The 23,462-nt window shown below is 70.9% G+C and carries 22 protein-coding genes; 9 read left to right on the top strand and 13 right to left on the bottom strand.

The window, feature by feature from the left end; all coding sequences use genetic code 11:
• Genes FM069_RS13960 through FM069_RS13950 form a run of 3 tightly spaced genes read left to right on the top strand, consistent with a single transcriptional unit; the run spans position 1 to position 3,978 of the window.
• A complete protein-coding gene (locus FM069_RS13960) occupies positions 1-2,352 on the top strand; it encodes a fimbria/pilus outer membrane usher protein (RefSeq protein ID WP_233282041.1) in 2,352 nt (783 codons plus the stop codon).
• Positions 2,349-3,329 (top strand): Csu type fimbrial protein, encoded by a 981-nt coding sequence (locus FM069_RS13955; protein ID WP_143488972.1) that lies wholly within the window; start codon positions 2,349-2,351, stop codon positions 3,327-3,329. Before FM069_RS13960 ends, FM069_RS13955 begins: the two co-directional genes overlap by 4 nt.
• 55 nt (positions 3,330-3,384) lie before the next feature.
• Complete coding sequence (locus FM069_RS13950) at positions 3,385-3,978, top strand: HAD family hydrolase (RefSeq protein ID WP_143488971.1); 594 nt, start codon at positions 3,385-3,387, stop codon at positions 3,976-3,978.
• Positions 3,979-4,014: 36 nt separating this feature from the next.
• On the opposite strand, the gene ypfJ is transcribed toward FM069_RS13950, so the two are convergent.
• From ypfJ to FM069_RS13935, 3 genes are all read right to left on the bottom strand, one after another.
• A complete protein-coding gene (gene ypfJ / locus FM069_RS13945) occupies positions 4,015-4,875 on the bottom strand; it encodes a KPN_02809 family neutral zinc metallopeptidase (RefSeq protein ID WP_143488970.1) in 861 nt (286 codons plus the stop codon).
• Positions 4,876-4,998: 123 nt separating this feature from the next.
• Positions 4,999-5,370, bottom strand: a complete 372-nt coding sequence (locus tag FM069_RS13940) for a hypothetical protein (RefSeq protein WP_143488969.1) — start codon at positions 5,368-5,370, stop codon at positions 4,999-5,001.
• A gap of 11 nt (positions 5,371-5,381) precedes the next feature.
• A complete protein-coding gene (locus FM069_RS13935) occupies positions 5,382-5,798 on the bottom strand; it encodes an NlpC/P60 family protein (RefSeq protein WP_143488968.1) in 417 nt (138 codons plus the stop codon).
• 267 nt (positions 5,799-6,065) lie between these two features.
• Here FM069_RS13935 and alaC point away from each other — a divergent pair, with 267 nt between their 5' ends.
• Positions 6,066-7,349, top strand: a complete 1,284-nt coding sequence (gene alaC, locus FM069_RS13930; RefSeq protein WP_233282040.1) for an alanine transaminase — start codon at positions 6,066-6,068, stop codon at positions 7,347-7,349.
• Between the two features lie 130 nt (positions 7,350-7,479).
• Positions 7,480-8,697: a hypothetical protein gene (locus tag FM069_RS13925; RefSeq protein ID WP_143488967.1), complete on the top strand. Its 1,218-nt coding sequence runs from the start codon at positions 7,480-7,482 to the stop codon at positions 8,695-8,697.
• 4 nt (positions 8,698-8,701) lie between these two features.
• On the opposite strand, the gene FM069_RS13920 is transcribed toward FM069_RS13925, so the two are convergent.
• From FM069_RS13920 to FM069_RS13900, 5 genes are all read right to left on the bottom strand, one after another.
• Positions 8,702-9,130, bottom strand: a complete 429-nt coding sequence (locus tag FM069_RS13920; RefSeq protein ID WP_143488966.1) for a DUF411 domain-containing protein — start codon at positions 9,128-9,130, stop codon at positions 8,702-8,704.
• 253 nt (positions 9,131-9,383) lie between these two features.
• Complete coding sequence (locus tag FM069_RS13915) at positions 9,384-9,746, bottom strand: FecR/PupR family sigma factor regulator (RefSeq protein WP_143488965.1); 363 nt, start codon at positions 9,744-9,746, stop codon at positions 9,384-9,386.
• Complete coding sequence (locus FM069_RS22155) at positions 9,743-10,039, bottom strand: sigma factor-like helix-turn-helix DNA-binding protein (protein ID WP_143488964.1); 297 nt, start codon at positions 10,037-10,039, stop codon at positions 9,743-9,745. Before FM069_RS22155 ends, FM069_RS13915 begins: the two co-directional genes overlap by 4 nt.
• A gap of 104 nt (positions 10,040-10,143) precedes the next feature.
• A complete protein-coding gene (trmA, locus tag FM069_RS13905; RefSeq protein WP_143488963.1) occupies positions 10,144-11,232 on the bottom strand; it encodes a tRNA (uridine(54)-C5)-methyltransferase TrmA in 1,089 nt (362 codons plus the stop codon).
• Between the two features lie 85 nt (positions 11,233-11,317).
• Positions 11,318-12,610, bottom strand: a complete 1,293-nt coding sequence (locus FM069_RS13900; protein WP_143488962.1) for an NCS2 family permease — start codon at positions 12,608-12,610, stop codon at positions 11,318-11,320.
• 325 nt (positions 12,611-12,935) lie between these two features.
• Here FM069_RS13900 and FM069_RS13895 point away from each other — a divergent pair, with 325 nt between their 5' ends.
• From FM069_RS13895 to FM069_RS13885, 3 genes are read left to right on the top strand one after another with little or no spacing between them, the layout of a single operon-like run.
• The gene (locus FM069_RS13895) at positions 12,936-13,457 is read left to right on the top strand and encodes a (2Fe-2S)-binding protein (protein ID WP_143488961.1); all 522 of its coding nucleotides are present in this window, start codon (positions 12,936-12,938) and stop codon (positions 13,455-13,457) included.
• Positions 13,454-14,452 (top strand): FAD binding domain-containing protein, encoded by a 999-nt coding sequence (locus FM069_RS13890; protein ID WP_143488960.1) that lies wholly within the window; start codon positions 13,454-13,456, stop codon positions 14,450-14,452. Before FM069_RS13895 ends, FM069_RS13890 begins: the two co-directional genes overlap by 4 nt.
• Positions 14,449-16,647, top strand: a complete 2,199-nt coding sequence (locus tag FM069_RS13885) for a xanthine dehydrogenase family protein molybdopterin-binding subunit (protein WP_143488959.1) — start codon at positions 14,449-14,451, stop codon at positions 16,645-16,647. Before FM069_RS13890 ends, FM069_RS13885 begins: the two co-directional genes overlap by 4 nt.
• A 36-nt stretch (positions 16,648-16,683) precedes the next feature.
• Here FM069_RS13885 and FM069_RS13880 read toward each other — a convergent pair whose 3' ends face one another.
• Positions 16,684-17,931, bottom strand: coding sequence for an MFS transporter (locus FM069_RS13880; protein ID WP_143488958.1), 1,248 nt, complete (start codon positions 17,929-17,931; stop codon positions 16,684-16,686).
• Positions 17,932-18,070: 139 nt separating this feature from the next.
• On the opposite strand from FM069_RS13880, the gene FM069_RS13875 reads away from it, so the two are divergent.
• On the top strand, positions 18,071-19,042 hold the full coding sequence (locus FM069_RS13875; RefSeq protein WP_143488957.1) for an XdhC family protein: 972 nt from the start codon (positions 18,071-18,073) through the stop codon (positions 19,040-19,042).
• Positions 19,043-19,192: 150 nt separating this feature from the next.
• On the opposite strand, the gene FM069_RS13870 is transcribed toward FM069_RS13875, so the two are convergent.
• The 4 genes from FM069_RS13870 to FM069_RS13855 all read right to left on the bottom strand — a co-directional run bounded on the left by FM069_RS13870 (position 19,193) and on the right by FM069_RS13855 (position 23,460).
• Entirely contained in the window at positions 19,193-19,996 is an 804-nt protein-coding gene (locus FM069_RS13870; protein ID WP_143488956.1) for a SirB1 family protein, read from the bottom strand.
• Positions 19,997-20,070: 74 nt separating this feature from the next.
• Positions 20,071-20,661: a TMEM165/GDT1 family protein gene (locus FM069_RS13865; RefSeq protein ID WP_143488955.1), complete on the bottom strand. Its 591-nt coding sequence runs from the start codon at positions 20,659-20,661 to the stop codon at positions 20,071-20,073.
• A gap of 245 nt (positions 20,662-20,906) precedes the next feature.
• Positions 20,907-22,373, bottom strand: a complete 1,467-nt coding sequence (locus FM069_RS13860) for an amino acid permease (protein WP_143488954.1) — start codon at positions 22,371-22,373, stop codon at positions 20,907-20,909.
• Positions 22,374-22,458: 85 nt separating this feature from the next.
• On the bottom strand, positions 22,459-23,460 hold the full coding sequence (locus tag FM069_RS13855; protein ID WP_143488953.1) for a class I SAM-dependent methyltransferase: 1,002 nt from the start codon (positions 23,458-23,460) through the stop codon (positions 22,459-22,461).
• Between the last annotated feature and the right edge of the window lie 2 nt (positions 23,461-23,462).

Below are 23,462 nucleotides of genomic sequence, written 5' to 3'. Positions count from 1 at the left end.
GTGCCCCGCCGTGGTAGCGTGACGCGGAGGTCGAGACCCGGGCGCGGCCTGCTGGCGCTGCTGTCCGGTTCCCTGGTGCTCGGCGCCCTGGCGGCGGAGCCGGACGACGCCCCGCTGGAGCTGTTCCTCGAACTGGTGGTCAACCAGCTGCCCACCGGCCGGGTGGCGGCGGTGACTGCGCGGGCCGGGCGCTACTTCGTCGGCCGCGACGACCTGCAGGCGGTGGGCATTCCCCTGGGCGGCACCGGCGACCAGGACCCCCTGGCGCTGGACGTCATCCCCGGGCTGCAGGTGCGCTACGAGGCCAGCACCCAGCGCCTCGACCTGCAGCTCGCCAGCGGCCGGCTGCCGCCCCAGGAGCTGAGCAACCGACGCCTGCACGAGTACCTGCCGGCCCGCAGCAGCGTCGGTGCGCTGTTCAACTACGACCTGTACTACACCCGCGCCCAGCAGGGCCCGGAGAGCGCCAGCGCCTACCTGGAGCAGCGGGTCTTCAACGCGGCCGGGGTGTTCTCCACCAACGGTACCTATCGCCAGCACTTCTCCGGCGATACCTATGGCGACGGCTTCATCCGCTACGACACTCAGTGGCGCACCGACGACCAGGACGGCCTGGTCAGCTACACCGTCGGCGACCTGGTGACCGGCGCGCTGACCTGGAACACCTCGGTGCGCATGGGCGGTGTCCAGATCGCCCGGGACTTCGGCCTGCGCCCGGACCTGATCACCTACCCGCTGCCGCGCTTCACCGGCGAGGCGGCGGTGCCCAGCACCCTCGACCTGTTCATCAACAACGCCCAGATCAGCAGCGACGACCTGCGGCCCGGGCCGTTCACCCTGAACAACGTACCCTTCATCAGCGGCGCCGGCACCGCCACCCTGGTGACCACCGACGCCCTGGGCCGGCGGGTTTCCACCAACGTGCCGTTCTACGTCACCGATCGCCTGTTGCAGGAGGGGCTGTTCGACTACTCGCTGTCGGTGGGCAAGCTGCGCCGGGGGTATGGCGTGGACAATTTCGACTATGGCGACGCCGCCTCCAGCGGCACCCTGCGCTACGGCCTGAGCGACGCGCTGACCCTGGAGGGGCACCTGGAGGTGGGCCCGTCCCTGACCCTGGCCGGGGTCGGCACCACCTTCGCCCTGGGTCGCTGGGGCGTGCTCGGCACCTCCATCAGCCAGGGTGACGCCCCGGGGCGCGGCGGCCACCAGGTGAGCCTCGGCTACAGCTACTACTCGTCGCGCTTCGGCGTGGCCCTGCAGCACATCGAGCGCAGCGCCGGCTACACCGACCTCAGCGTGCTCGATGCCCTGGACAGCCGCGAGGACGACAGTTACCTGCCCACCGGCAGCGACCAGCTCACCTTTTCCTACAGCCCCGGCGAGCTGGGCGAAGTGAACCTGGGCACCGTCGGCCTCGGCTATTTCGAGACCCGCACCCACCAGGGGCCGCGCACCCGCCTGGTGAACCTGTCGTGGTCGAAGAACCTGTTCAGCCAGGTGAGCCTGTACCTGTCCGTCAACCGCGTGCTGGGGGACCAGGGCTATGCGGCCCAGGCCCAGGTGGTGGTGCCCTTCGACCTGTATTCCACGGTCAACGTCGGGGTCGAGCGCACGCCCCGCGGGCGCCTCAGCGAGCGGGTCAGCTACAGCCGCTCGGTGCCCAGCGAGGGCGGCCTGGGCTGGAACCTGGGCTACACCAGCAGCGGTTACCGCCAGGCCGACCTCACCTGGCGCTCGCGCCACCTGCAACTGCAGGGCGGCGTCTACAGCGACGAGGGTCGCGCCACCCACTGGGGCGAGGCCAGCGGCTCGCTGGTGTGGATGGACGGCTCGCTGTTCGCCAGCAACCGCATCGACGACGCCTTCGTGCTGGTGGACACCGCCGGCTTCGGCAACGTGCCGGTGCGTTTCGAGCACCAGGCCTTGGGCAGCACCGACGCCGACGGCCACCTACTGGTGCCCTGGGTGCCGTCCTACTACCGCGGGCAGTACGAGGTGGACCTGATCGACCTGCCGGACAACGTGCGCAGCGACGAGCTGGCGCAGTTCATCGCGGTGCGCCAGGGCAGCGGCGCCTTGTTGAAATTCCCCCTGCAGGCGATCACCGCGGCGAGCATCGTGCTGGTGGACAGCCGAAACCAGCCGCTGCCCCGGGGCACCCGGGTGGTGGAGCGGGGCAGCCAGCAGAGCGCCTTCGTCGGCTGGGACGGCCTGGTCTACTTCGAGCGGCTGCAGGCCCGCAACCAGTTGGAAGCGGAGCTGCCCGGGGGCCGGCACTGCGCCGCCGCTTTCGACCTGGACACCCGCAGCGACCAGATCGCCCTGGTAGGACCCCTGGTATGCCGATGACCGCCCCCACTCGCCGGAACGGGCTGGCCCTGCTGCTGGCCCTACTGCTGTCCCTGTGCAGCGGCCTGTGCGCCGCCGACTGTGGCGTCAACAGCCCCGCCGTCAGCCTGGGCACCGCCAGCTCCCTGACCCTCGCCACCGTGCCGCAGCAAGCGGCGGCGTCCGGCGGGCTGGCCTGCGACGGGGTGCTGGCGGCACTGACCGCCGCCTACGTGCGGGTGACTCTGAACAGCCCGACCATGGTCCTGAGCGACGGCAAGGGCAACCAGATTCCCTTCCAGGTCTACGCCGACGCCGCCTACAGCCAGGCGCTGCAGAACGGCCAGCCCCAAGTGCTCAGCAGCCTGGCCCTGGTGGGGCTCGGTACCAGCCAGAGCGCGGTGGCGCTGTATTTCCGTACCCAGGCCGGCGCCAACGTGCCGGCCGGCACCTACACCGCCACGGTCACCCTCAACTGGCAGTGGGCGATCTGCACCACCGGCGCCCTCAACCTGTGCGTCTGGCAGCGCAGTCCCGGCCTGACCCAGACCTGCAACCTGGGCATCTGCGGCAGCCCCACCAACTGGGGAACAGGGTCCCAGGCGGTGGTGACCCTGACCCTGGTCGTGACCAAGGCCTGCCTGATCAGCAGCCTGCCCCAGGTGGATTTCGGCGCCAAGGCGCTGGCCAACCAGTTCGGTACGGTGACCCAGACCCTGGCGGTGATCTGTACCAACACCGAGGGCTACACCGTCGGCTTCGACAATGGCCAGAACTACGCGGCCCCCTGGCGGCGCATGGCCTTCTCCGGCAACTACCTCAACTACCAGATTTACTTCCCCGGCACGACCACGGTGTGGACCACCAGTCAGACCCAGTCGGCGGTAGGGAACGGCGCCCTGCAGACCTTCAATTTCCAGGTAACGGTGGACCCGACCCAGCCCAACAAGCCGGCCGGGATCTACCTGGACAACGTCACGGTGATCATCAACTACTGAGGGCCGGCGCCGGGCAGGTATGCTGGGCGCCTGTTCGAGTATGACGAGGTGCAGCATGCGACTGGCGGACTGTCGACACTGGGTGTTCGACATGGACGGAACCCTGACCGTGGCGGTCCACGATTTCGCCGCCATCCGGCGCCACCTGGACATCCCGGCGGAGGACGACATCCTCGGCCACCTGGCCGCGCTGCCCGACGCCGAAGCGGCGGCCAAGCACGCCTGGCTGCTGGAGCATGAGCGCGGCCTGGCGCTGGGTTCGCGGGCTGCCCCCGGGGCGGTGGCGCTGGTGCGCAGGCTTCACGCGCGGGACGTGCGCCTGGGCATCCTCACCCGCAACGCCCACGAACTGGCGCTGATCACCCTGGAGGCTATCGGCCTGGGGGACTGCTTTCTTCCGGACAATGTTCTCGGACGCGACGAGGCGCGGCCGAAGCCGGACCCGGATGGCCTGCTGAAACTGGCGGCGCGCTGGGGCGTGGCGCCGGCGCGGATGACCATGGTGGGCGACTACCGCTTCGACCTGGATTGCGGCCGCGCCGCCGGCACCCGCACCGCCCTGGTCAACCTGCCGGACAACCCCTGGCCCGAACTGACCGACTGGCACGCCCGGGACTGCGCGGCGCTGGCGGAGCAGTTGGACCGCTGAGGCCCCGCCCGCTGGGGCGAGGCGCAGTCCAGGGGCCTACAGGCTGCGGGCGGCGAAGGTGTCGCAGCGGTTCATGTCGCCCTTGTCGAACCCGGTGCGGAACCAGCGCGCCCGCTGCGCGGACGTGCCGTGGGTGAAGGAATCCGGCACCACGCGGCCGCGGGACTGCTGCTGCAGCCGGTCGTCGCCGATGGCGTTCGCGGCGTTCAGCGCGGCCTCCAGGTCCCCCGGCTCCAGCCAGTTCAGCCGCTGCTGGGCGTGATAGGCCCAGACCCCGGCCAGGCAGTCGGCCTGCAGCTCCATGCGCACCGACAAGCCGTTGGCGCCCTCCATGGACGCGCCGCGCCGGCGGGCGTCGTCCACCTTGGCGGACACCCCCAGCAGGGTCTGCACGTGGTGGCCCACCTCGTGGGCGATCACGTAGGCCCGGGCGAAGTCGCCAGCGGCGGCGAAGCGGGTTTCCATCTCGCGGAAGAAACTCATGTCCAGATAAACCCGCTGGTCGCCGGGGCAGTAAAAGGGGCCTACCGCCGAATCGGCGAAGCCGCAGGCGGAACGCACGCCACCGCTGAACAGCTGCAGCTTGGGTTGCTGGTACTGCTGGCCGGACTGAGCAAACAGCGCGCCCCAGGTGTCCTCGGTGTCGCCGAGGATGGCGCTGACGAAATCCGCGTCGCGGTCGCCGGCCGGTGGCGGCTGCTGCTGGGTATGGGCCGGTGCCGTGCCCTGCTCGGAGAGCATCGCCAGCAGGTCCAGGGGGTTCTGCCCGGTGATCAGGCCGAACACCACCACCACGGCGATGCCGCCCAGCCCCAGGCCCCCGCCGAGACGGCCGACGCCGCCACCGCCACGCCCATCCACCACGTTGTCGCTGCGCCGCCCTTTGCCCCATTGCATGCTGTGCGTCTCCTGTCGGGAATGCCGGTCCTGAAGCGGGCGGCGCGCGTGGCGACCGCCCATTGCCTGTATGGACCCGAAGCGGCGGCGTTCGTCACCGCCGATTCGCGACGTGCCGGCGGATCAGGGGCGCGGGCAGGCGCGCGGGTCGACGTCCTGGCGGTAGGCCATGGAGCCGCTGAAGGTGGTGATGCGCAGGGTGCCGGGTTTCGGCCCCGGTTCCACCGCCTTCACCAGGGACAGGTCCAGCACGCAGGCCTTGGCCAGGGTGTCGGCCTCGATGCACACCGGGCCCTGCCAGGCCTGGGGCGCCGCTTCGTCGTCGGGTTCGTAGAGCAGCACGCGGTAATCGCCGATCTGGCGCAGGTTGTGGGGCGTCTGGCTGTCGCAGTGCGAGGGCGAGACGGCGGGGGCGTCCACCGCGCAGGCGCTGAGGCTGGTGCCCAGCAGCAGGGCGCCCAGGGCGAAGAGGGTGTGCAGGCGAGTCGAGTTCATCCGGCCTCCGGTCATTGTTGCCAGGCCCAGCTGGCGTAGATCACCCGGTCGCGGTCCGTGGCGTTCCAGGACCAGTTGAGGGTGGTGTTCTTCTTGCCGACCCCGCCCAGGCTGCCCCAGTACGCGGTGGGGTACTTGCCCTGGCTCAGCGGGCCGTCGACGACGATCACCACGTGCCCGTGGGGGTTGGCCTTGAGCCCGGCGATCACCAGGTCGCCGAGGGCCGCATGGCGCTGCGCCTCGCGGCCATTGGCGAGCACTTTCCACGGCGCCCGCTGGATCTGGTCGACCATGGCGTTGGCCTGGCCGCTCAGGGGGATGCCCAGTTCATCGGCGACGCTCTTGACGAAGCCGCTGCAGTCGCGCTTGTGGGCTGCCCAGTGCGTCTCGCACAACGCGATGATCTTCTGTGCCTTGTCTTCGGCCATCTGCGGGTCCTTTTTCTGATGTCGATTTCGCCCCCGGCGGACGGGCGCGGCCCCCGAACCTACCACAGGCGCACGCCGCGCCGCCCACCCTGGAGGCGCGGCGTGCGCCAGCCCGACCCCGAGGCGTGCGTGCGAAAAATGACTCGACAGGCCCGTGGACGGGCTTTATGGTCGCCGGCAGGACAGGGCCGACGCGCCCGGTCCAGGCCGCCGCAGCGGCCGGCGTCGCTCGGACGGTTCCGGGCGCTTACGTATCTCGAGGACAGCATGACCGACCCGGTTAAGCCGCGCCGTTTCGCGCGCATCGATCGCCTTCCCCCCTACGTGTTCAACATCACCGCCGAGCTGAAGATGGCCGCTCGCCGCCGTGGCGAGGACATCATCGACCTCAGCATGGGCAACCCCGACGGCGCGACCCCGCCGCACATCGTCGAGAAGCTCTGCCAGGTGGCCCAGCGCGAGGATACCCACGGCTACTCCACCTCCAAGGGCATCCCGCGGCTGCGCCGGGCCATCTCCCGCTGGTACGCCGAGCGCTACCAGGTGGAGATCGATCCCGAGCGCGAGGCCATCGTCACCATCGGTTCCAAGGAAGGCCTGGCGCACCTGATGCTGGCCACCCTGGACCACGGCGACACGGTGCTGGTGCCAAACCCCAGCTACCCGATCCACATCTACGGCGCGGTGATCGCCGGCGCCCAGGTGCGCTCGGTGCCGCTGGTCCCCGGGGTGGACTTCTTCGCCGAGCTGGAGCGGGCGATCCGCGAGTCGATCCCCAAGCCGAAGATGATGATCCTCGGCTTCCCCTCCAACCCCACCGCCCAGTGCGTGGAGCTGGATTTCTTCGAGCGGGTGGTGGCCCTGGCCAAGCAGTACGACGTGCTGGTGGTCCACGACCTGGCCTACGCCGACATCGTCTACGACGGCTGGACCGCGCCGTCCATCATGCAGGTGCCGGGGGCCAAGGACATCGCGGTGGAGTTCTTCACCCTGTCCAAGAGCTACAACATGGCCGGCTGGCGGATCGGCTTCATGGTCGGCAACCCGGAGCTGGTCAACGCCCTGGCGCGGATCAAGAGCTACCACGACTACGGCACCTTCACCCCGCTGCAGGTGGCCGCCATCGCTGCTCTGGAAGGCGACCAGCAGTGCGTGCGGGACATCGCCGAGCAGTACCGGCAGCGGCGCAACGTGCTGGTCAAGGGCCTGCACGAGATCGGCTGGATGGTGGAGAACCCCAAGGCTTCCATGTACGTCTGGGCGAAGATCCCGCCGGCCTATGCCCACCTGGGCTCCCTGGAGTTCGCCAAGAAGCTTCTGCAGGACGCCAAGGTCTCGGTGTCCCCGGGCATCGGCTTCGGCGACTACGGCGACGACCACGTGCGCTTCGCCCTGATCGAGAACCAGGACCGTATCCGCCAGGCGGTGCGCGGTATCCGCGGGATGTTCCGTGCCGACGGGCTGGCGCCCGCAGGGCGTGGCGCGAAGCCGGCCGGCCGCGGCGCCGAGGCGGTTGACAACCCCGAGCCGCTGGCTAGCGTGAAGGCGTAGCGCCAGCGATACGCCATGAGGGCGTAGGGGCGCTCCGGCGCCCGTCGCCAACCGCGCGGGCCCGTTCCGCGCCGCCGGCCGGCCCGCCAGGCCGGCCGGCGGCCGAGTGATCATCACAAGGAGCCCCGCCATGACCGTCCGCCGTGGATCGTCGCCGTCAATCGCCTGCCTGCTCGCCCTGCCGCTGCTGAGTGCCCCCGCCTGGGCCGCCGTGGACGCGGCACCCGACTACGGCGGCTTCACCCGCAGCCAGTGCCTCCCCTACGCCAACCCGCAACAGACCGCCGCGTTCGAGTCGGCGCCCAAGCTCGCCTTGTCCCTGCAGGACCCCCGCGACCCGTCGCCGGCCCCCGCCAGCGCGATCCACGAGGTGACCATGGACACCGGCTCGGTGGGCATCGCCATGGACGCCGACGGCATTCCCGGCTACGCGCAGCTCAAGGCACTGCCCGATGCGCGCCCCGGTACCCAGTTCCTCTCCAGCAGCAAGGTGCTCTGGGTCGGCACCTGGGTGCCGCTGCGGGTGACCTTCTACGACGCCCGGCGCCAGGTGCTGGCCAGCGCCCAGGTGCCGGTGCTGGGGGTGGAAACCGCAGGCGTCTGCCGCGGCTACGTGGCGGGCGACGCCGACTGCAAGGGCCAGCCGCTGCCGCCGGCCAAGGGCGTGCTGTACATGGGGGTGGGCTTCGGCCGCGAGGCGGACAGCCAGCCGGAGGGCACGCCGGACAAGAACCCGCTGCTCAACCTGGTGGACATGGGCGGCGCGGCCCTCGGGCCGGAGCAGTGGAACCGCGGCTACATCATCGGCCGCCGCGGCATCACCCTCGGGCTCACCGCGCAGAACACCCGCGGTTTCGGCTTCGTCAAGCTGCAGCCCTACGCCGCCTACCCGGGCGACTGGCAGGCGGCGCCCATGTGCGTGACCCTCGACCCGCAGGTGAACCGCAGCGCCGACGGGCCGATCTGCTCGGCCGGCAGCCTGCTGGTGGACACCGGGGTGTCCCAGAGCTACATCACCGTGCCCACCGCGGTGCGCTACGCCACTGAGCGGGAACCGGACGCCAGCGCGCGCAAGGTGCTGATCGACGTCCTGGCCAAGGGCACCGAGGTGCAGATCAGCGTGCCGGGCGCGGTCACCGCCGAGCGCGCGCCGGTGGTCCAGACGCGTTACCGGGTGGGTGGCAGCGACCCCATCACGCCGTACCAGGTGATCCCCTGGAGCAGCGACGGCCGCGCGCCGTTCGTCAACACCGGCCGGCACTTCCTGCGCCAGTACCAGTTCCTCTACGACGCGCGGCAGGGCTACGTCGGCCTCAAGCCCCAGGTGGAGGGGTGCGGCGGAACCTGAGCCCTCAGGGGTAGCGGGCCATCACCCGTTCCTGGCCCTGAGCGTTCACGCCGATGACCTGGTAGGGGTCCTGGCGACCGCCGGCGTTCATGCCGGGGGCGCCGGCCGGCATCCCCGGCACGGCGATGCCGCGCAGGTCCGGCTGGTCCTGCAGGGCGAGGATGTCCGCCGCCGGCACGTGGCCCTCGACGAACCGCCCGCCGATCACCCCGGTGTGGCAGGAGACCAGGTTCGACGGTACGCCGAGGCGCGCCTTCAGGCCGGACATGTCGCTTTCCTCGTGATCGTTGACGGTGAGCCCGTGGGCCCGCAGGTCGGCGATCCAGGCCTTGCAGCAGCCACAGTTGGGATCGCGGTAGACATCCAGGGAGAGGGGTTCGGCGGCCTGCAGGCTGGCGGCGAACAGACCGAGGGCGAAAAGGACACGGCGCATGGCGAAAGCCCCGCTGAAAGAAAGGAAGACGCGTCCAGCATAGCGCCGACCCGGGCGGGTGCCGCTGCTACCCAAGGTCGCACCGCCAGGCCGCGAGCCCGCGTGCCTGGCGGCGTGGCAGGGGTGGGCGAAAAGTCGTCCGGATCGATCCGGTCGACCGGCCGTTCGCCGATGGCCGAGAGGGCTGACGAAGATGGGAGGCTCCGGCCGTGCGTGGCCGCGCCGCCCGCGCGGCATTGATCGAGTCGTAGGGCTAGCGCGGTTGGACGGCCGGTGCCGCGGGGGCCACCGGGTCGGGCGCCCGCGCCGATTCGCTCCAGAGCAGGATCGCCAGGGCCAGCAGCGCGGCGAGCAGCGCCGAGCCGCGCAGGGAGGCGTTCAACAGCGGCTGGCCACCGCGCCGGTGCCAGCCCGAGGCGCCCAGGTGGCGCGCCGGCTGGCGCAGGGCCTGCCAGAGCCGCTCCACGTCGCTGAAGGCCTGGGAATGGCGCGGGTCGGCGTCGAGCCAGCGGCGGAAGTCGATGCGCTCGCTGGCCGGTAGCTCCGGGTTCTGCAGGCGCACGTACCAGGCGCTGGCGGCATCCTCCGGGCTGCGTGGAGCGGACGGCCCGCTCATCGGTGCTCTCGGGCGTAACGCTGGCAGTGCTGCAGGGCGCGGATCAGGTCCCGTTCCACGGTGAGCAGCGGCACGCCCAGCTGCTGGGCGATGGCGCCATAGGCCAGGCCGTCCAGGCGGCTCAGCAGGAACACCCGCTGCACCCGCCGGGGCAGTCCGCGCAAGGCGCGCAGCCACGCGCGGCCGGGCGGGTCGAGGGGCGTGGGGGCTTCATCGGCCCGCGGCGCGGAGCGCGGCAAAGGGAGGGACGGGGAGACGGTGAAGAACTGCAGGGACGGCGTCTTGCTGGTCATGGCGGTGTACCCGTGCGCGGAAGTGTCGGTCCTGACGGGTACGAGCTTAAAGTTGTTGAGACTTATTCTCAACTATCCGGCGCGAAGAATCTCTCGCCCGTGGATCAGCGGCGCTCCAGCAGCACGCCGCTTTCCATGTGGTGGGTGTAGGGGAACTGGTCGAAAAGCGCGCAGCGCACCACCCGGTGGGTATCCTGGAGCTGGGCCAGGTTGGCCGCCAGGGTCTCCGGGTTGCAGGAGATGTAGAGGATGCGCGGGAAGCGCCGGGCCAGCTCGCAGGTGTCCGTGTCCATGCCGGCCCGCGGCGGGTCGACGAAGAGGGTGCCGAAGGCGTAACCCTTGAGGTCGATCCCGGCCAGCCGGCGGAACGGCCGCACCTCGTTGAGCGCCTGGGTCAGCTCCTCGGCGGACAGCCGGACCAGGGTGACGTTGTCCACCCCGTTGTCGGCCAGGTTGGCCAGGGCGGCGCTGACCGAGGCCTTGCTGATCTCCGTGGCCAGCACGCGCCGCACGCGGGTCGCCAGGGGCAGGGTGAAGTTGCCGTTGCCGCAGTACAGCTCCATCAGGTCGTCCTGGCGCTGCCCGAGGGCGTCCAGGGCCCAGGCCAGCATCTTGCGGTTCACCTCGCCATTGGGCTGGGTGAAGGCGCCTTCCGGCTGGCGGTAGCGGAAGGTGCGCCCGGCCACGTCCAGGGCTTCCTCCACGTAGTCGCGGCCGATGACGATGCGCTGCCCGCGGGCGCGGCCCACCAGGCTCACCCCCAGGTCTGCGGCGAGGGCCTCGGCGGCCCGCTGCCAGTCGGCGTCCAGGGGCCGGTGGTAGGCCAGGGTGACCAGGGCGTCGCCGGCCAGGGTGGTGAGGAATTCCGCCTGGAACAGCTTGAACGACAGCGCCGGGCTGGCCTGCCAGCCGGCCTTGAGACGCGGCATCAGCTGGTTGATCCGCTGGCTGGCGACGGGGAAGTCTTCCAGCAGGATCGGCGTGTGTTTGTCGCCGGCGGCGAACATGGCGTAGAAGCGCTCCTCGCCTTCGCGCCACAGGCGGAACTCCGCCCGCAGGCGGTAGTGCTCCCGGGGCGACTCGAAGACCTCCGGCGCGGGCGGCTGGAACGGTGCCAGCAACTCCCGCAGGCGGGTCACCTTCTCCTCCAGTTGTGCGGCGTAGGTGGACGGGTCGAAGGAAGGGCGACTCATGGCGGTTCTCGTCTGGCAGGGGAGGCGCGGGCCGGCCAGGCCGACCCCGGGAAGTACCGGGGCCCGGCGGCCCCGACGCGCGGGCTTACTGGAAGAAGCCCAGCTTGATGACGAACAGGACGGCGAGGATCACCAGCGCCGGGCTCAGCTCGCGCCAGCGGCCGGCCAGGGTCTTGATGGCCGCCCAGGCGATGAAGCCGAAGGCGATGCCGTCGGCGATGGAGTAGGTGAACGGCATGGCCAGGGCGGTCACCAGCACCGGCGCGGCGGTGGTCAGGTCGTCCCAGTCGATCTCCGCCAGGCCCGAGGCCATCAGCACGGCGACGAAGAACAGCGCCGGCGCGGTGGCGAAGGCCGGCACGCTGCCAGCCAGGGGCGCGAGGAACAGCGCCAGGAGGAACAGCACGGCCACCACCAGGGCGGTGAGGCCGGTACGACCGCCGGCGCTGACGCCCGCCGCCGACTCGATGTAGCTGGTGGTGGTGGAGGTACCCAGCAGCGAGCCGCCCATGGCCGCGGTGCTGTCGGCGATCAGCGCGCGGCCCATCTTCGGCATGTAGCCGTCGGCGCGCATCAGGCCAGCCTTCTTCGCCACCGCGATGAGGGTGCCGGAGTTGTCGAACAGGTCGACGAAGAGGAAGGCGAAGATCACGCTGACCAAGCCGATGTCCAGGGCACCCTTGATGTCCAGTTGGAGGAAGGTGGGGGCCAGGGACGGCGGCATGGAGAACACCCCGCCGAAGTGGGACACGCCCAGGGCGATGCCAGCCACGGTGACCGCGAGGATGCCGATCAGCACCGCGCCGGTGACCCGCCGCGCCTCCAGCCCGACGATCAGGAAGAAGCCGAGGATCGCCAGCACCGGGGCCGGCTGGCTGAGGTCGCCGAGGGTCAGCATGGTGGCTGGGTGTGGCACCACGATGCCGGCCTTCTGCAGGGCGATCAGCGCGAGGAACAGGCCGATCCCGGCGGCGATGGCCGAGCGCAGGGCCAGGGGGATGCTGTTGATGATCCATTCGCGGATGCGAAAGATCGACAGCAGGAAGAACATGCAGGCGGAGAGGAACACCGCGCCCAGGGCCACCTGCCAGGTGTGGCCCATGTGCAGCACCACGGTGTAGGTGAAGAAGGCGTTGAGACCCATGCCCGGGGCGAGGGCGATGGGGTAGTTGGCGATCAGCCCCATGATGCTGGAGCCGATGGCCGCCGCCAGGCAGGTGGCGACGAACACCGCGCCCTTGTCCATGCCGGTCTCGCCGAGGATGCTCGGGTTGACGAACAGGATGTAGGCCATGGTCAGGAAGGTGGTGATGCCGGCGAGCACTTCGGTGCGGACATCGGTGTTGTGCGCCTGGAGGCGGAAGAGTCGTTCCAGCATGGTCGTTCCCCTGTTTCGGGCTGAAGCGGTGGAGTCGATGGCACCGGCCGGCACGGGTCGCGCGGTCGAAAAGGCGCGCATCATAACAGCAGGCGGAAGGCCGCGCAGCGCCCGGTCGACGCGGCTTGCACGGTTTTTCGGGGGATGCACCGGCGGGGGGCGCGACGGCCTCGCGACGCGCCGTCGCGGTGCGGTTTCCGGTCCGATCCACGGGCCTGAACGATTGCCGGAGCGGGGCAGTCGTAACCCCGAGAAGCAGGCGACCGACCTGCCCACGCCCTGATGCCGACCGGGCCTGTCCCGGCCGCTAACCGTGAGGTAACCCATGAGCGCGACGTCCCCCACCGCGGGCGCGGGTCTTCCCGCCGCCCATTCCATCAGCCTGACCCTCAACGGGCAGCCACGACGCCTCGAGGTGCAGCCCTGGACCACCCTGCTGGACCTGCTGCGCGAGCAGCTGCAGCTCACCGGCAGCAAGAAAGGCTGCGACCACGGCCAGTGCGGCGCCTGCACGGTGCTGGTGAACGGCAAGCGGATCAACGCCTGCCTGAGCCTGGCGGTGATGCAGGACGGCGCCGAGATCACCACCGTCGAAGGGCTCGCCGAGGACGGCCGCCTGCACCCCTTGCAGCAGGCGTTCATCGAGCGCGATGCCTTCCAGTGCGGCTATTGCACCTCCGGGCAGCTCTGCTCGGCGGTGGGCCTGGCCAACGAAGGCCGCGCCCACAGCCGCGACGAGATCCGCGAGCTGATGAGCGGCAACCTGTGCCGTTGCGGCGCCTACACCAACATCCTCGCGGCCATCGAGGATGCCTTGCCCGCCTGCCGCGAAGGGGGCCGCTCATGACGCCCTTCGCCTACGCCCGGGCACGCCAGGTGGACGAGGCCCTGGCCCTGCGCGCCGGCCACCCTGAGGCGCGCTTCATCGCCGGCGGCACCAACCTGCTGGACCTGATGAAGGAAAACGTCGCCCGCCCGGGCATGCTCATCGACATCACCGGGCTGCCCCTGCACGACGTGGAGACCACCGCCGACGGCGGGCTGCGCATCGGCGCCCTGGTGAGCAACGCCGACCTGGCCTACCACCCGGAGGTGGAGCGGCGCTACCCGCTGCTGGCCCAGGCGATCCTCGCCGGCGCCTCGCCGCAGCTGCGCAACATGGCCAGCACCGGCGGCAACCTGCTGCAGCGCACCCGCTGCTACTACTTCTATGACGCCGGCGTGCCCTGCAACAAGCGCGAGCCCGGCTCCGGCTGCCCGGCCCGGGACGGCCTCAACCGCATCCATGCGATCCTCGGCGCCAGCGACCAGTGCATCGCCGTGCACCCCTCGGACATGTGCGTCGCCCTGGCGGCCCTGGAGGCGACGGTGGAAGTGGCCGGCCCGGCGGGACGCCGGGTCATCGACTTCGCCGATTTCCACCGGCTGCCCGGGGACCAGCCGCAGCGGGACAACACCCTGGAGGACGATGAGCTGATCGTCGCCATCACCCTGCCGGCCCGCGGGTTCGCCCGCCACCATGCCTACCTCAAGGTGCGCGACCGCGCCTCCTACGCCTTCGCCCTGGTCTCGGTGGCGGCGGCCCTGGAGCGCGAGGCCGACGGCCGCATCGCCGAAGCGCGCCTGGCCCTGGGCGGGGTGGCCCACAAGCCGTGGCGGGACCCGCGGGCCGAGGACCTGCTGCGCGGCCAGCCCTGCAACGCCGAGTCCTTCGGCCGGGCCGCCGACGCGCTGCTGCAGGGCGCCCAAGGCTTCGCCCACAACGACTTCAAGATCGAACTGGCGCGTCGCGCCATCGTCCGCGCGCTGGAACAGGCGGCCAGCCAGGAGGGCACCCCATGACCGCACACATCGGCAAACCCCTGGACCGGGTCGACGGCCCGCTGAAGGTCACCGGCCAGGCGCAGTACGCCGGCGAGTTCGCCGTACCCGGGCTGACCTATGGGGTGGCGGTGAACAGCACCCTGGCCAAGGGCCGCATCCTCGCCCTCGACGTGGACGCCGCCAAGGCGGTGCCGGGGGTGGTGGACGTGCTCAGCCACCTCAACCGTCCGCGCATGGCCGCCTACGACGAGAGCTACACCGACATGGACTCGGCCGACGGCGCGCCCTTCCGCCCGCTGTTCAACGACCGCGTGCTGTACAGCGGCCAGCCCCTGGCCCTGGTGGTGGCGGAGACCTTCGAAGCGGCCCGCTACGCCGCGACCCTGGTGGGCGTGCGCTACGCCCAGGAGCCGCACCAGACCGACATCCACCGCCAGGCGCCCCACGATGCCCCGGCGGAGCTGCCGAAGCCCCGTGGCGATGCCGACGAGGCCTTCGCCCGGGCGGCGGTGAAGGTGGAGGCGGCGTATTCCTCGCCGGTGGAGCACCACAACCCCATGGAGCCCCATGCGTCCACCGTGGTGTACCAGCCCGACGGCGGCCTGACGATCTACGACAAGACCCAGAGCGCGGTGAATACCCTGGAGTTCGTCTCCCACATCTTCGGCCTGGCCGACGGCGACGCCCGGGTGCTGTCGCCCTTCGTCGGCGGCGCCTTCGGCTCCGGCCTGCGGCCCCAGTACCAGGTGGTGCTGGCGGTGATGGCGGCGCTGCACCTGAAGCGCTCGGTGCGGGTCACCCTGACCCGCCAGCAGATGTTCACCTTCGGCCACCGGCCTCAGACCTTGCAGCGCCTGAAGCTGGGCGCCGACCAGAAGGGCCACCTGGAGGCGGTGATCCACGAGGTGCTGGGGGAGACCTCGCGCTTCGAGGATTTCACCGAGCACGTCGCCGAATGGTCCGGCGCCTTGTACCACTGCGACAACGTGCGCCTGGCCTACCAGTTGGCCGCCTTGGACGTGTACACGCCCCTGGACATGCGCGCGCCTGGGGCGGTGCTGGGCATCTACGCCCTGGAGTGCGCCCTCGACGAACTGGCGGTGGCCACCGGCGTCGACCCGGTACAGCTGCGCATCGACAACTTCAGCCCGGTCAACCAGAACGAGGGCAAGCCCTATTCCAGCAAGCAGCTGCTGGCCTGCTACCAGCAGGGCGCCGAGCGCTTCGGCTGGAGCCAGCGCAACCCACAGCCGCGCTCCATGCGCGAAGGCCACCAGCTGATCGGCTGGGGCATGGCCAGCGGCGCCTGGGAAGCGATGCTGATGCCCGCCAGCGCCAAGGCCACCCTGGCCATCGACGGCTCCCTGGTGGTGGCCAGCGCCACCGCCGACATCGGCACCGGCACTTACACCGTGATGACCCAGATCGCCGGGGAAACCCTTGGTCTGCCCATGGACAAGGTGACCTTCAAGCTGGGCGACACCAGCCTGCCCAAAGCGCCCCTGGAGGGCGGCTCGTTCACCGTGTCGTCGGTGGGCACCGCGGTGCAGCAGGCCTGCCAGGCGCTGATCAAGACCCTCTTGGAGACCGCCCAGAAGGACGACGATTCGCCCCTGGCCGGCGCTACGCCGGACGACGTGGAGTGCGTCGATGGCTGCCTGAGGCTCAAGGCCGACCCGGCGCGCAGCCTGACCTTTACCGACATCGTGCGCCAGAGCGGCTCGCCCAGCCTGGAAGCCCAGGCCGACGCCAAGCCCGAGGCTGAGCGCGACAAGTACGCCACCGGCAGCCACGCCGCGGTGTTCGTCGAGGTGAAGGTGGACGAGGCCCTGGGCACCGTGCAGGTCAGCCGGGTGGTCAGCGCCATCGCCGCCGGCCGCGTGGTCAACCCGAAGACCGCCGAGAACCAGATTCTCGGCGGGGTGGTCTGGGGCATCGGCATGGCCCTGCAGGAAGAGACCCAGCTGGACCACCACCTGGGCCGCTTCATGAACCACAGCCTGGCGGAGTACCACATCCCGGTGCAGGCGGACATTCAGGACCTCCAGGTGATCTTCGTCGAGGAGCACGACCGCATCGTCAATCCCCTGGGCTCGAAGGGGGTCGGCGAGATCGGCATCGTCGGGGTCGCCGCCGCCATCGCCAATGCGGTCTACCACGCCACTGGCAAGCGCGTCCGCGACCTGCCGATCACCCTCGACAAGCTGCTGTAGCGGGCCGGCCGCCGGGACCTCCCCGGCGGCTCACCCTCAGGCGGGGCGCGCCTCGTCCTGCGGGTCAGCCGGCGGCTCGGCGTGCAGGCGGTCGCGCTGGGCCAGGGTCGGGAACAGCTTCAGCCACAGGCCGCTCACCACCAGGGTGCCGACCCCGCCGATCACCACCGCCGGCACCGTGCCCAGCCAGGCGGCGGTGACCCCGGACTCGAACTCGCCGAGCTGGTTGGAGGCGCCGATGAACAGGCCGTTCACCGCGCTGACCCGGCCGCGCATCTCGTCGGGGGTTTCCAGTTGCACGAAGGCGCCGCGGATCACCATGCTGACCATGTCCGCCGCGCCCAATACCACCAGCACGGCGAGGCTGAACCAGAAGGAGGTGGACAGGCCGAAGGCGATGGTGGTGACGCCGAACAGCGCCACCGAGGCCAGCATCACCCGGCCCACCTGCCGCTCGATGGGGAAGCGCGACAGCCAGAACGACATCAGCAGCGCCCCGGCCGCTGGTGCCGAGCGCAACAGGCCCAGGCCCCAGGGGCCGGTGTCCAGGATGTCCCGGGCGAACACCGGCAGCAGCGCGGTGGCGCCCCCCAGCAGCACGGCGAACATGTCCAGGGAGATGGCGCCGAACACGTCGCGCCGGCTGCGGATGAAGTGGATGCCGGCCAGCAGCGACTCCATCGAGGCGCGGCCCTTCTGGGGCGGTTGCCCACGGGCCGGCAGGCTCAGACTGAGCAGACAGGCGATGGCGTAGAGCAGCGCCGTCGGCGCGTATACCCACAACTCGCCGAAGGCGAACAGCAGGCCGCCGAAGGCCGGCGCGGCGATGGTGGCCGCCTGCATCGCCGAGGCCGAGGCGGCCACCGCTCGGGGGAACAGCGCCGGCGGCACCAGGTTCGGCAGCAGCGCCTGGGTGCTGGGCATCTCGAAGGCGCGGGCGGAGCCCAGCAGGAAGGCCATGACGAAGATCATTTCCCGGGTCACCGCGTGCCCGGCGCTGGCGATCACCAGCGCCAGGGCCACCACGCCCTGCACGCTCTGGCACAGCGCCGCCACCCGACGCCGGTCGTAGCGGTCGGCCACGTGCCCGGTATGGAGCATGAACAGCACCCGCGGCAGGAATTCCACCAGCCCCACCAGGCCGAGGTCGAAGACGTCGCCGGTGAGCTGGTAGATGTGCCAGCCGATCGCCACGGTCATGATCTGGAACGCGCTGGCGGTGCACACCCGGGCCAGCCAGAACGCGAGGAACGGCTTGTGCCGGCGCAGAAGAATCTCGGACATGGGCAGATACATAGGCGGCTAACGGACCCGCCAGCCTAGCACGGCACGGGCCCGCGCCGGTCGCCGGCGCCACGAAAAGTCGACCTTGCATCGCGGCCCGCGGTCAAACCCTGGCACCCCTTCGCGGCAGGACTCCGCCATGCATCACCTCGACCTGCAAGTCATCCGGCGCGCCCTCGACTGGTCGCGCGACGGCCACCGCGTGTGGCTGTGCACCGTGCTGCGCACCTTCGGCTCGGCGCCCCGGGCGCCGGGCTCGCTACTGGCGGCCAACGACGAGGGCGAATGGGTCGGTTCGCTGTCCGGCGGCTGCGTGGAAGAAGAGTTCCTCGAGCGCCTGGGGGAGGGCGCCTTCGTCGAGCCGGTGAACCAGCTGCGCTACGGCGACGGCAGCGATCCCCGGTCCCGGGTGCGCCTGCCCTGCGGCGGGGTGCTGGAGGTGCTGGTGGAGAATCTGCCGGCGGACGACGCCACCCGCGCCCACCTGGACTTCCTGGAGCAGGCCCTGGACGGCCGCCGGCGCCTGATCCGCGAGGTCACGGTGCCGGAAGGCGGGCGGCGCTTCCTGGAGGACAGCGGCCAGGGCCCGCGGGTCGAGTGCGCGCCGCGGCGCATCCGCATCCGCGTCGGCGCCGCCCAGCGCCTGCTGCTGGCCGGCTACTCCAGCGTCGCCGAGATTTGCGCCCGCTATGCGTTACCCCTGGGCTTCGAGGTGCTGCTCTGCGACCCCCGCGAGGAGGTGATCGACGGGGTCGACCTGCCGGGGGTGGACATCCGCCGGGAGCTGCCCTCCGAAGTGATCGCCGCCGGCGCCTGCCACGCCGACACCGCGGTGGTGGCGCTGACCCATGACCCGCGCATCGACGACCTGGCGATGATCGAGGCGGTGCGCAGCGACGCGTTCTATATCGGCGTGATGGGCTCGCGGCAGACCAGCGAGAAACGCCGCGAGCGGCTGCGCCGCTCCGGCGGGCTGAGCGACGCGCAGATCGCCCGGATCATCGCCCCCATCGGCCTGGGCCTGGGCAGCAAGACCCCGGCGGAGATCGCCCTGGCGGTGTTGGCCGACATCCTCCGGGTGCGCAACGGCATCCCCCGGGAAGCCCTCTAGGTTGTGTACGAAAAGTGCCTGCGCTCGGTGATGCTTCGTTAAAAATGGGTTCGGGATGCGCATTTACAGCGCGTGAACAACACCGCTTCCTCTCCCATTTCTTCCTCGCCTGACCTTCGCTCGACGACTTTTTCGTACACAACCTGGCCCTCAATGCAGCGCCGGGGTGCTGCCGAGGCGGCGCAGGCGCTGGTCCAGGCTCACCCGCTGGGCCGGGTCGTCGCACAGCAGCAGCGCCCGCTGCAGATCGAAGCGCTCCGCCCGCGGGCAGTCCAGGTGGCGGTAGATATCGGCCCGGGCCAGGTGGTCCAGCAGGTTCGGCGGGCCCAGCTCCAGCACCCGCTCGGCGTCTTTCAGCGCTTCTAGGCAGTCGCCGGCGTGCAGGTAGAGGGTGCGCAGGTTGCGCGACAGCCGCTGCAGCATGTGCGCCGCGCTGGCCGCCTGCAGGTGGCTGGCGTGCAAGTCCGCCTGAGGGCCCAGGCAGCGCAGCAGCAGCTCGCGGCAGTCCCGGGTGTACAGGCGACGGCCGCCGCACGGGTCCAGCAGGTGGTCGGCACCCGGCACCCGCAGCAGGAAGTGGCCGGGAAAGGCCACGCCCGCCAGGGGAATCTCCAGCCGCCGCGCCAGCTCCAGGGCCACCAGCGCCAGGGACAGCGGCTGGCCTCGGCGCCGCGCCAGCACCATGTGCAGCAGCGCCGCCCGCGGTCGCAGCGGGGTGTCGTCGTCTTCGTGGAAGCCCAGGTCGCTGAGCCGGCGCAACAGCGGCTGCGCCAGTTCCGCCGGGGGAAGTGCCGGCAGGCCGGCGCGGATCTGCTGGGCCAGGCCGGCCATGTCCTGCCGCACCTGCTCCGGGCGAACCTGGGGATCGTGCTCGGCGGCCACCCACAGCGCCGCCTCGAACGGGTCCGCGGGGCTACGGGCGAGGCAGTCGAGGCAGGCGTGACGCGGGTTCATCGGCATCTCCGGCGATTCCGCTTCTTTTAGCCGCCGCGACGCCCGCCGTCCAGTCGGCGCCGGCCGCGGTGGGGTCAGCCCGGCAGGCTGCCGCCGGCCTTGAGGGCCTCGTAGGCCGCGTATAGCGCCAGTACGCCGAAGGCCAGGGCGGCCAGGCGGCGGATCAGGGTCAGGGGCAGGCGGTCGGCGGCGAAGTTGCCGGCCAGCACCACCGGCACGTTGGCCAGCAGCATGCCCAGGGTGGTGCCGGCCACCACCAGCAGGAAGTGCGGGTACTGGGCCGCCAGCATCACCGTGGCCACCTGGGTCTTGTCGCCCATCTCGGCCAGGAAGAACGCCACCAGGGTGGTGAGGAACGGGCCGAAGCGCTTCAGCCTGGCGCCCTCGTCGTCCTCCAGCTTATCGGGGATCAGGGTCCACAGCGCCACCGCGGCGAAGGCGGCGGCGAGGATCCAGCGCAGGGCGGCCGGGGAGAACAGCCCCGCCACCCAGGTGCCCACGGCACCGGCGAGGAAATGGTTGGCCAGGGTCGCCGCCACCATGCCGAGGATGATCGGAAGCGGTCGTCGGAAGCGGGCGGCGAGCAGGAGCGCGAGGAGTTGGGTCTTGTCGCCGATTTCGGCCAGGGCGACGACCAGGGTGGGGACCAGCAGGGATTCAAGCATCAGGGAACCAACGGGGGCGGGTCGACGGATACCATGACACGTACGATCTGCCCGCCCCGGGTCAGGTCATGCGTGTCATAGGTCTTGTCAAACCGCGGGTCTGTCTGCGCAGACCTCGGGTCGCGGGCGCCATGGTCGGTGGACCAAGTGTGTTGACGCACGCCGGGCGAGCAGGGCGCTCGCGGGAGACTACTCCCCTAGGACGCGCGCATTCTGCCCAAGCGCGCGTACCCGGGCAACCTCTTTCAGTCCGCCTCGCTGCGCACGTTCATGGTCTGGTAGCTGACCAGCCGGCTGCCGTGGCGCAGGCGGTAGCCCAGCCAGATCAGCAGGAACAGCGGCAGGCTGACGTAGGTGGCGGTGAGGCCGAGCCAGTCGATGCGCTCGTGGGCGAAGGCCTCGTAGTTCTGCCCCAGGCTGATGAACAGGCACAGGGCGAAGGCCAGGAACGGCCCCAGGGGGAACAGCTTGGCCCGGTAGGGCAGGTCCTCCAGGCGCCCGCCCTGGGCCAGGTAGCCCTTGCGGAAGCGGTAGTGGGACACCGAGATGCCCAGCCAGGCGATGAAGCCGCACATGCCGGAGGTGTTGAGCAGCCAGGTGTAGACCGTCTGGTTGCTGAACGCCGAGGTGAGGAAGCACAGCGCGCCCACCAGGGTGGTGGCGTACAGCGCGTTGCGCGGCACGCCGCTGGCGGCCAGGCGGGCGAACAGGCGCGGCGCCTTGCCGTCCTTGGCCAGGTTGTAGAGCATCCGGGTCGAGGCGTACATGCCGGAATTGCCAGCGGACAGCACGGCGGTCAGGATCACCGCGTTCATCACCCCCGCGGCGGCGGCCAGACCGGCGCGCTCGAACATCAGGGTGAAGGGCGAGACGCTGATGTCGCTGGCGTCGTTCTTCAGCAGGTTGGGGTCGTTGTAGGGGATCAGCAGGCCAATCACCAGGATCGCCAGGATGTAGAACATCAGGATGCGCCAGAACACCTGGCGGATGGCGATGGGGATGTTCTTCTTCGGGTCCTCGGACTCCCCGGCGGCCACGCCGATCAGCTCGGTGCCCTGGAAGGCGTAGCCGGCGATCATCATCACCCCGACCATGGCCTGCAGGCCGCCGACGAAGGGTCCCTCGCCCTGGGTGAAGACGCTCAGGCCGGGGGACTCGATGCCGCTCATGATGCCGAACACCGTGGCCAGGCCGATGCCGATGAACACCAGCACCGCCGCCACCTTGATCAGCGCGAACCAGAACTCGCTCTCGCCGAAGCCGCGCACCGAGAACGCGTTGAGCAGGAAGATGATCCCGAGGAAGCCGGCGCTCCACAGGTAGCCGGGCACGTCCGGCAGCCAGAAGCTCATGATCAGCTGCGCCGCCACCAGCTCCGAGGCGATGGTGATCGCCCAGTTGTACCAGTAGTTCCAGCCCAGGGCGAAGCCGAAGCCGTCCTCGACGAAGCGGCTGCCGTAGGTGGAGAAGGAGCCGGAGACCGGCAGGTAGGCCGCCATCTCGCCGAGGCTGGTCATCAGGAAGTAGACCATCACGCCGATCAGCGCGTAGGCCAGCAGGGCGCCGCCCGGGCCGGCAGTGGCCACGGTGGCGCCGGAGGCGACGAACAGCCCGGTGCCGATGGAGCCGCCGATGGCGATCATGTTCAGGTGGCGCGGCTTGAGCGCGCGGTGCAGCCCGCTGGAGGCGGGGGCGGCGGTGGACTCGGTCACGGGATCAACACTCCGGGACGCCCCGGGCGGGGGCGATGGCCGGCGCGCGACAGGGCGGCCGGGATAAAAGGGGACGGACGGCGCATCAGTTGCGGGTCGCCCGGTAGATGCGGAAGCCTTCGGCCTCGGCCAGCACCTGGCAGGCGCCCAAGGCGGTCTCGATCAACGGCGGGTACTTGAGGAAGGCGTTGGCCACCAGGCGCAGCTCGCCCTTCGCCGCCAGGTGCTCGCGGGCGCTGCGCAGCAGCGCCTCGGTGGCCTGGTAGTCGGTGCGCACGCCCTGGTGGAACGGCGGGTTGCTGACCAGCGCCGCCAGTTGGGTCGGCGCGGCGCGCAGGCTGTCGGCGGCGATCAGCTCGGCCTCCAGGCCATTGGCGGCCAGGGTCAGGCGGCTGCTCTCCAGGGCGAAGGCGTCCACGTCCAGCAAGCTCACCGGGCTGTCCGGGTAGCGCCGCTTCAGCCAGGCGCCGAGCACGCCCGCGCCGCAGCCGTAGTCCAGGAGGGGGCCCCGCGGCAGGCCCTCCAGGTGGCGCAGCAGCAGGGCGCTGCCGCGGTCCAGGCGGCCGTGGCTGAACACCCCGGGCAGGCTGACCACCTGCAGCGGGCCGCCCTCCAGGTTGAGGCTGAAGCGTTCGGCCAGGGCCAGCGGGTCGGGGGTCGCCACCTGACGTTCCAGGTCGGCCCGCCAGAGCTGGCAGTGGCGCGCGCTGTCCAGCTTGCGCGGGGTGCCGAACGCGCCCAGCTGGCGGGCGGCGCGCTCGATGCCGGCGCGTTTCTCGCCCACCAGCAGCAGCGCGCCGCCGGGGCCGAGGCGGGCGGCGAGGGCGCCCAGCAGGTAGTCGGTCAGCTCCCGGGACTTGGGCAGGAACAGCACCGCCGCGCGGAAGGCGCCGGCCGGGGCGTGGATGCCGAACTCGCTGCGGCCGGGGAAGCGCGTCGCCAGGGCCGCCTGCTCGCCGGCATGCCAGCTCCAGCCGCGGGCCTCGGGCAGCGTGCCGAGCAGGTCGTCGGCCGGCAACCCGGCCAGCAGCACCGGGCCTTGGACGTGTTCCGCCTGGCGGAGCAGGACTTCACTGCGCGGGTCCATGC

This window comes from Pseudomonas mangiferae (genome assembly GCF_007109405.1).
Taxonomy (GTDB): Bacteria; Pseudomonadota; Gammaproteobacteria; order Pseudomonadales; family Pseudomonadaceae; genus Pseudomonas_T; species Pseudomonas_T mangiferae.
The sequence above is the reverse complement of the archived record's forward strand: the minus strand, read 5'-3'. Positions and strand labels throughout refer to the sequence as shown.

Excerpts from the sequence above, each read along its gene's own strand:
- FM069_RS13875 (WP_143488957.1), top strand. The coding sequence starts at position 18,071 with ATGCATCACCTCGACCTGCAAGTCATCCGGCGCGCCCTCGACTGGTCG.
- FM069_RS13880 (WP_143488958.1), bottom strand. The coding sequence starts at position 17,931 with ATGTCCGAGATTCTTCTGCGCCGGCACAAGCCGTTCCTCGCGTTCTGG.
- trmA (WP_143488963.1), bottom strand. The coding sequence starts at position 11,232 with ATGAGTCGCCCTTCCTTCGACCCGTCCACCTACGCCGCACAACTGGAG.
- FM069_RS13890 (WP_143488960.1), top strand. The coding sequence starts at position 13,454 with ATGACGCCCTTCGCCTACGCCCGGGCACGCCAGGTGGACGAGGCCCTG.
- FM069_RS13950 (WP_143488971.1), top strand. The coding sequence starts at position 3,385 with ATGCGACTGGCGGACTGTCGACACTGGGTGTTCGACATGGACGGAACC.
- FM069_RS13955 (WP_143488972.1), top strand. The coding sequence starts at position 2,349 with ATGACCGCCCCCACTCGCCGGAACGGGCTGGCCCTGCTGCTGGCCCTA.
- alaC (WP_233282040.1), top strand. The coding sequence starts at position 6,066 with ATGACCGACCCGGTTAAGCCGCGCCGTTTCGCGCGCATCGATCGCCTT.
- FM069_RS13865 (WP_143488955.1), bottom strand. The coding sequence starts at position 20,661 with ATGCTTGAATCCCTGCTGGTCCCCACCCTGGTCGTCGCCCTGGCCGAA.
- FM069_RS13855 (WP_143488953.1), bottom strand. The coding sequence starts at position 23,460 with ATGGACCCGCGCAGTGAAGTCCTGCTCCGCCAGGCGGAACACGTCCAA.
- FM069_RS13900 (WP_143488962.1), bottom strand. The coding sequence starts at position 12,610 with ATGCTGGAACGACTCTTCCGCCTCCAGGCGCACAACACCGATGTCCGC.
- FM069_RS13940 (WP_143488969.1), bottom strand. The coding sequence starts at position 5,370 with ATGAACTCGACTCGCCTGCACACCCTCTTCGCCCTGGGCGCCCTGCTG.
- FM069_RS22155 (WP_143488964.1), bottom strand. The coding sequence starts at position 10,039 with ATGACCAGCAAGACGCCGTCCCTGCAGTTCTTCACCGTCTCCCCGTCC.
- FM069_RS13870 (WP_143488956.1), bottom strand. The coding sequence starts at position 19,996 with ATGAACCCGCGTCACGCCTGCCTCGACTGCCTCGCCCGTAGCCCCGCG.
- FM069_RS13920 (WP_143488966.1), bottom strand. The coding sequence starts at position 9,130 with ATGCGCCGTGTCCTTTTCGCCCTCGGTCTGTTCGCCGCCAGCCTGCAG.
- FM069_RS13885 (WP_143488959.1), top strand. The coding sequence starts at position 14,449 with ATGACCGCACACATCGGCAAACCCCTGGACCGGGTCGACGGCCCGCTG.
- FM069_RS13925 (WP_143488967.1), top strand. The coding sequence starts at position 7,480 with ATGACCGTCCGCCGTGGATCGTCGCCGTCAATCGCCTGCCTGCTCGCC.
- ypfJ (WP_143488970.1), bottom strand. The coding sequence starts at position 4,875 with ATGCAATGGGGCAAAGGGCGGCGCAGCGACAACGTGGTGGATGGGCGT.
- FM069_RS13915 (WP_143488965.1), bottom strand. The coding sequence starts at position 9,746 with ATGAGCGGGCCGTCCGCTCCACGCAGCCCGGAGGATGCCGCCAGCGCC.
- FM069_RS13935 (WP_143488968.1), bottom strand. The coding sequence starts at position 5,798 with ATGGCCGAAGACAAGGCACAGAAGATCATCGCGTTGTGCGAGACGCAC.
- FM069_RS13895 (WP_143488961.1), top strand. The coding sequence starts at position 12,936 with ATGAGCGCGACGTCCCCCACCGCGGGCGCGGGTCTTCCCGCCGCCCAT.